A 6148-nucleotide genomic window follows, 5' to 3' on the forward strand; every position below is an offset into this window, starting at 1 on the left:
GAACTTCTAAAAAAACAATACTCCCTAGTTTACGCTCATGAGGCGGCGTGGCGCCACCTTTCCGTCGTCCATGACCTCTCCCAGACCGAGAAACTGCGCACCCGGTCCGTAAAGGCGAATACGTCCCAGAGAAGGTGCATGTGCCACCACCACACCCTGCCCCTGACGCAAATAATAAGCGGTGTTCTCCGTCAGGGTGACGGCGGGCAGATACTCCAGTGCCAGATCCATCGCCTTTAACGGACATTCACCCTGTTTCTGCTGCTCTGCCAACGCTTCCAGAGTCAATGCATCCTCGATACTAAATGGCCCGGTGCTCGTTCGTCGCAACGCTTCGACATGAGCCCCACAACCCAAGGCCGCGCCCAAATCCATCGCCAGACTGCGAATGTAGGTTCCTTTGGAACAATCCACATCTATGACCAGGCGATTCCCGGTCAATTCTACCAGGCGCAAAGCGTCAATTCGCACCTGACGCGGAGCCCTTTCCACCTCAATCCCTTTACGAGCCAGCTCGTACAAAGGCTTGCCACCCTGCTTGATGGCCGAGTACATGGGAGGAATCTGGGCAATTTCTCCCAGGAAACGCGGGAGCATGGCCTCGATATCGGCACGCTCTACCGTGACCGCTTTTTCTTCCAGAATCTCACCCTCACGATCACCCGTGCTGGTTGTCTGTCCCAGCCGCAGGGTCGCCCGGTAGGACTTGTCGGCATTCAGAATGTAATCAGAGACTTTGGTCGCCTCGCCAAAGAGCAATACCAGCAGTCCGGTGGCAATGGGGTCGAGACTGCCGGTATGTCCCGCTTTTTTGATCCCCATAATCCGCTTGGCGCGCTGCAGGGTCGCATTGGAGGTTAAACCCTCCGGCTTATCGAGCAACAACAGGCCATGCTGACAGGTCATGATCACGCTTCCTCATCCGCAGCGGGCGGCAAATGCGCCAGAATTTCTGCCATTTCAGCACCCCGATCAAAGCGTGCATCATAAACAAAGTGCAATGGCGGAATCCGCCGCAAGGCCAGCCGCTTCCCCAGTATCTGACGCATTTCTCCAGCCCGGGCATCGAGGATCTGGCGGACCGCATCGGCGCGCTCGGGACCATTCATCAGGGAAAAGAAAACGGTTGCCGAACGCATGTCAGCAGGCAAGTCGACCATCGTTATGCTGGGCGGCAAGAGCGCCAGATCAGCAGGCAGCCCATGCAACTCGCGCAACAGCGCGGCAATTTCTTCACGGAGCAGGTGAGACACCCTGGCGCCGCGCGGATAAGCACGATGAGTATGCTGCAACGCTAACTCCTAGACCGTACGTGCGACTTCGGTGGTTTCGTAGGCCTCAATGATATCCCCGTTTTTGAGGTCATTGTAATTGCGCAGACCGATACCACACTCGAAACCTTCCCGGACTTCCTTGGTATCATCCTTGAAGCGGCGCAAGGAATCCATTTCACCGCTGTGGATGACCACGTCCTGACGCAGCACGCGGACCTTGGCATTACGGCGAACAACGCCATCGATGACCATACAGCCGGCGATAGTACCCACTTTGGGAACCCGGAACGTTTCGCGAACTTCAGCATGACCAATAATTTTTTCACGGATTTCCGGTGCCAGCATGCCACTCATGGCGGCTTTGACTTCATCCACGGCATCATAAATTACGCTGTGATAACGTACATCTACACCAGTGCTTTCTATGAGGCGACGGGCCTGAGCTTCTGCCCGTACATTAAAGCCGATAAGCACCGCTTGCGAAGCTGCCGCCAGATTCACATCCGATTCGGTAATACCTCCCACACCCGAGTGAATAACGGTCACTTTTACTTCTGAAGTGGAAAGGCGCTCCAGTGTCGTACTCAATGCTTCTACCGAACCTTGCACGTCAGCCTTGATCAACAGATTCAACTGCTGCAACTGACCGTCTGCAGCGGCTTCGAAGAGACTTTCCAGGGAAGCCTTCTGGTTTTTGGCAAGACGCACATCACGGAACTTGCCCTGACGGAACAGCGCAACTTCACGAGCCTTGCGTTCATCGGCCACAACCACGACCTCGTCACCCGCATGAGGAACATCACTGAGGCCGAGAACCTCGGCAGGCAAACCGGGACCTACTTCCTGCGTACTCTGTCCGGCATCATTGACCAGCGCTTTCACGCGCCCAAACTGGGCTCCCGCCAGGAGCATATCTCCGGCATGCAGGGTACCTTGACGAACTAACACCGTAGCCACCACACCCCGACCCCGATCAAGACGGGACTCAATGACCACGCCCTTGGCCGGACCATTACTCTGCACATCCAGATCGAGCATTTCCGCCTGCAGCAGGATGGCATCCAGAAGATCTTCAATATGCAAACCGGCCTTGGCCGAAACATTCACAAACTGTGCATCGCCACCCCATTCTTCAGGAACCACCTCATGACCTGCCAATTCCTGACGGATCCGGTCGGGATCCACTCCGGGTTTGTCGATTTTGTTGACGGCCACAACAATCGGCACCTGTGCCGCCTTGGCATGATGGATGGCTTCAATGGTTTGCGGCATCACGCCGTCATCTGCTGCCACTACCAGCACGACAATATCGGTAGCCTGCGCACCACGAGCCCGCATGGCGGTAAAGGCCTCATGACCTGGCGTATCCAGAAAAGTCACCATGCCTTTGGGCGTTTCCACATGATAAGCACCAATATGCTGAGTGATTCCTCCTGCTTCTCCGCTGGCTACCTGCGCCGAACGAATCCGGTCCAGCAGTGAGGTTTTACCATGATCCACATGCCCCATTACCGTGACCACGGGAGGCCGCCTACCAATAATCGGGGTCTCCGAACTGCCTTCATCCATCAGGAAGGCTTCGGGACTGGTCATAGCTACCATCTTGACCTTATGACCTAATTCTTCAACAACAATAGCCGCCGTTTCCTGATCAATCACTTGATTAATGGTCGCCATCACGCCCATTTTCATCATAGCCTTGATGACATCCGTGGCCTTGATCGCCATGCGGCTGGCCAGTTCACCCACCGTAATGGTTTCGGGGACGGCCACTTCGCGGATCACCGGCGCCATGATGGCTTCATTTCCCATCTGCGCACCGCGATTCCGGTTTTTCTTGTCTCCTGGTTTACGCCGTCGCGCTAAAGCATCGGCATTGCCGCCCTCATCACTACGACGCGGACCGCGCCGTCCGGCACCGGAACGATCATCCTCCCCGCGACCAGTCGGGCCTGCTTTTTTCCCACGCGGCGGGGCCGGGGGTGCTTTAGCCGGCGCGGCTGCTGCGGGACGCGGGCGTTCACTACTAACCGGGGCCCGATTACGATCCGGTGCCGCAGCGCGTTCGTTATGGGCACGGGCAACAGGCTGCCGTTCAGCGCCTGGCGTTTTTGGCTCCACTGCCGGTATAGCCTCAGGAGTATTCACCACGGATTGTGCTACAGATTCTACCTGTTCGGGAGCAGCTTGCTGGGCAACAGGGGCGGCTGACTCCTGGACAGGCTCCGTGACTGCTACGTCAACGGGGCTCGCCAGCGTCGTTTCGATCTCGGGGGTCGACGGCTCGACGGCCTTGACCGGCTCAGCAACCGGACTTTCCGCAACAGGCAGATGTTCTACCGGTTCATCTACGGTCACCTCACGTTTGACGTAGGTTCTTTTACGCCGGACCTCCACCTGCACAGTACGGGATTTTCCCGCGCCGACTGACTGCTTGATTTCAGAAGTGCTGGTACGATTCAGAGTGATCCGCCGCAGCTCGCCACTGCCTTCTCCATGGGCACTGCGTAACGAAGCCAGCAACCGATGCTTGTCGTCTTCAGTGACCACATCGTCGGCTGTTTTTTTCACGATGCCCGCAGCATTCAACTGCTCCAACAAGCGCGCATGGGTTACACCTAATTCAGCTGCAAAATTGGCGACAGTTACCGTCATAATCCTCTTTCTCCAAAACCACTTGTTCGCACAATGCGTTCACAGGGTTCGTATTAAGCAAACCAGGGCGCACGCGCCTCCAGAATAAGAGCTTTGGCACGCTCTTCACCAATCCCGACCATCTCACATAACTCGCTGGCTGCCAGCTCCGCCAAATCTTCGGCAGTTGCCACGCCCTTGCTGGCCAGTAGATGGGCCAGGCCTTTATCCATTTCTTTCAGGCTCAGCAGGTCCTCGCAAGGCTCGCTTAAGGCCACCTGCTCTTCCTGGGCAATGGCTTTATTCAAAAGCATATCGCGCGCCCGACGGCGCAGTTCGCTGACCAGTTCTTCATCGAGCCCTTCAATTTCCATCATCTCGGCAACCGGCACATAAGCCACTTCTTCAATGGAGGTAAAGCCCTCGCTGACCAGCAGTTGCGCCAGATCTTCATCCACGCCCAACTCTTGAACAAAATGATTCAGGAACTTGGAATCTTCTTCGTCACGTTTGGTCTGGGCTTCTTCTTCCGTCAGGATATTGATGGTCCATCCTGTCAACTGCGTGGCCAGGCGCACATTTTGCCCGCCGCGCCCGATGGCCTGCGAGAGATTTTCGGCATCTACGACCACATCCATACTGTGGGTGTTTTCATCCACCACAATACTGGACACTTCGGCCGGTGATAAGGCATTGATGACATAACTTGCCGGATCTGCCGACCAGATGACGATATCAATACGCTCACCCTTGAGTTCATTGATGACCGTCTGGACGCGATTACCACGCAAACCGACACAAGCCCCCACCGGATCCACCCGAGGGTCATTGGAGCGCACCGCCAGTTTCGCGCGCAATCCAGGATCCCGTGCCGCACCCATGATTTCAATCATACCGTTGCCGATTTCCGGCACTTCCTGGGCAAACAGCTTGATCAACAATTCAGGGCTAACCCGCGACAAAAACAACTGAGGACCGCGCTGCACCCTGCGCACGTCCTGTAGATGTGCCTTGACCCGGTCGCCGGGACGAATGGCCTCACGCGGCATCATTTCATCTTTGGCCAACAGCGCCTCTGCCCGCCCCATATCGACAATGGCATTGCCTTTTTCCATACGCTTGACCAGACCACTGATAATATCCCCTTTACGCAAGGCAAAGTCGGAAACAATCCGGTCCCGTTCAGCATCTCGTACTTTCTGGACAATCACCTGCTTGGCGGTCTGTGCGGCAATGCGCCCGAATTCGACTGGTGGCAGAACTTCTTCTACAAAACCACCCAGATCCACGTCGGGACGTATCGCTTTGGCTGCTTCCAGGCGGATTTGCAGATCAGCATCAAAATCTTCCTCTTCATCCTCTACTACTTCCCACAACCGTCGGGTCACATAGTCCCCAGTCTTGCGGTCCACATCTACCACAATGTGCCAGTCTGCCCCATATTTCTTCTTGGATGCGGAAACCAGAGATGCTTCCAGAGCCTGAAAAATGACTTCCCGGTCCACATCCTTCTCATGGGCGACGGCATCCGCCAGATAAAGAAGTTCACGACTCATTGACTTGCTCCTCTCTGCATATCCGCCCCTTCACCATTGGGGAACCAACCTAGCCTTATCAATTTCATCCAGCGCCAGTGTCCAGCGCCCCTCACTATTTTCAATGACCACTTTTTGATCCTCCAGCCCCTGCAAAACGCCCAACAGACGGCGGCGACCCTGATGTAATCCGTTTAAATGCAATTCCGCGTGCTCACCCTGGAATCTTTCGTAATCCCGCAACGTTTTCAAAGGACGATCCAGGCCCGCACTGGATACTTCCAGACGGTAGGCCCCATTAATCGGATTGGCAACATCCAGCCATACACTGAGCTGGCGGCTGACGGTAGCACAGTCTTCAATAGTGACCGAAGCCCCATCTTCTTTTTCGATTAATATCTGTAAGGTAATTGCGCGACCGCTACGCAACATCCGCGCATCGACCAAGGCGCAGCCCACTGTGCCAACCTGCCGGGCAATTTCCTGATCCAATCGTTCTTCCACGTTCATCATTCCCTGATACAGAAACAAAAAGTGGGCACTTGGCCCACTTTTTTGCGCATCGTACGCAGTTGTTCAAAAAAAATCAACCCCATCTCATGTTGAGCAGATGGGGTTGACAGGTATAGGAGTCTGGCGGTGACCGACTTTCGCGGAGGGAGGCCCTCAACTATCATAGGCGCTGCAGTGTTTCACGGTCCTGTT

At 55.4% G+C, this 6148-nt stretch carries 5 protein-coding genes; all 5 read right to left on the minus strand.

Features of this window, described 5'->3' with window-relative positions; translation table 11 throughout:
- Positions 1-24: 24 nt before the first annotated feature.
- From truB to rimP, 5 genes are read right to left on the minus strand one after another with little or no spacing between them, the layout of a single operon-like run.
- Positions 25-906: a tRNA pseudouridine(55) synthase TruB gene (truB, locus tag HAP95_RS16080; RefSeq protein WP_215885142.1), complete on the minus strand. Its 882-nt coding sequence runs from the start codon at positions 904-906 to the stop codon at positions 25-27.
- 2 nt (positions 907-908) lie between these two features.
- Positions 909-1292: a ribosome-binding factor A gene (locus HAP95_RS16085; RefSeq protein WP_215885143.1), complete on the minus strand. Its 384-nt coding sequence runs from the start codon at positions 1290-1292 to the stop codon at positions 909-911.
- A 9-nt stretch (positions 1293-1301) separates the two neighbouring features.
- Positions 1302-3929, minus strand: coding sequence for a translation initiation factor IF-2 (infB, locus tag HAP95_RS16090; protein ID WP_215885144.1), 2628 nt, complete (start codon positions 3927-3929; stop codon positions 1302-1304).
- Positions 3930-3982: 53 nt separating this feature from the next.
- Positions 3983-5464, minus strand: a complete 1482-nt coding sequence (gene nusA / locus HAP95_RS16095) for a transcription termination factor NusA (RefSeq protein ID WP_215885145.1) — start codon at positions 5462-5464, stop codon at positions 3983-3985.
- 30 nt (positions 5465-5494) lie between these two features.
- Positions 5495-5953, minus strand: a complete 459-nt coding sequence (rimP, locus tag HAP95_RS16100; RefSeq protein WP_226832864.1) for a ribosome maturation factor RimP — start codon at positions 5951-5953, stop codon at positions 5495-5497.
- Positions 5954-6148: the final 195 nt, after the last annotated feature.

Origin of the sequence: Acidithiobacillus sulfurivorans, from assembly GCF_018853815.1 — a bacterium.
In the GTDB taxonomy this organism is placed as follows: domain Bacteria; phylum Pseudomonadota; class Gammaproteobacteria; order Acidithiobacillales; family Acidithiobacillaceae; genus Acidithiobacillus; species Acidithiobacillus sulfurivorans.

What these genes read in the sequence shown, in the direction of transcription:
- nusA (WP_215885145.1), bottom strand. Translation starts at nt 5,464, where the DNA reads ATGAGTCGTGAACTTCTTTATCTGGCGGATGCCGTCGCCCATGAGAAG.
- infB (WP_215885144.1), bottom strand. Translation starts at nt 3,929, where the DNA reads ATGACGGTAACTGTCGCCAATTTTGCAGCTGAATTAGGTGTAACCCAT.
- truB (WP_215885142.1), bottom strand. Translation starts at nt 906, where the DNA reads ATGACCTGTCAGCATGGCCTGTTGTTGCTCGATAAGCCGGAGGGTTTA.
- rimP (WP_226832864.1), bottom strand. Translation starts at nt 5,953, where the DNA reads ATGAACGTGGAAGAACGATTGGATCAGGAAATTGCCCGGCAGGTTGGC.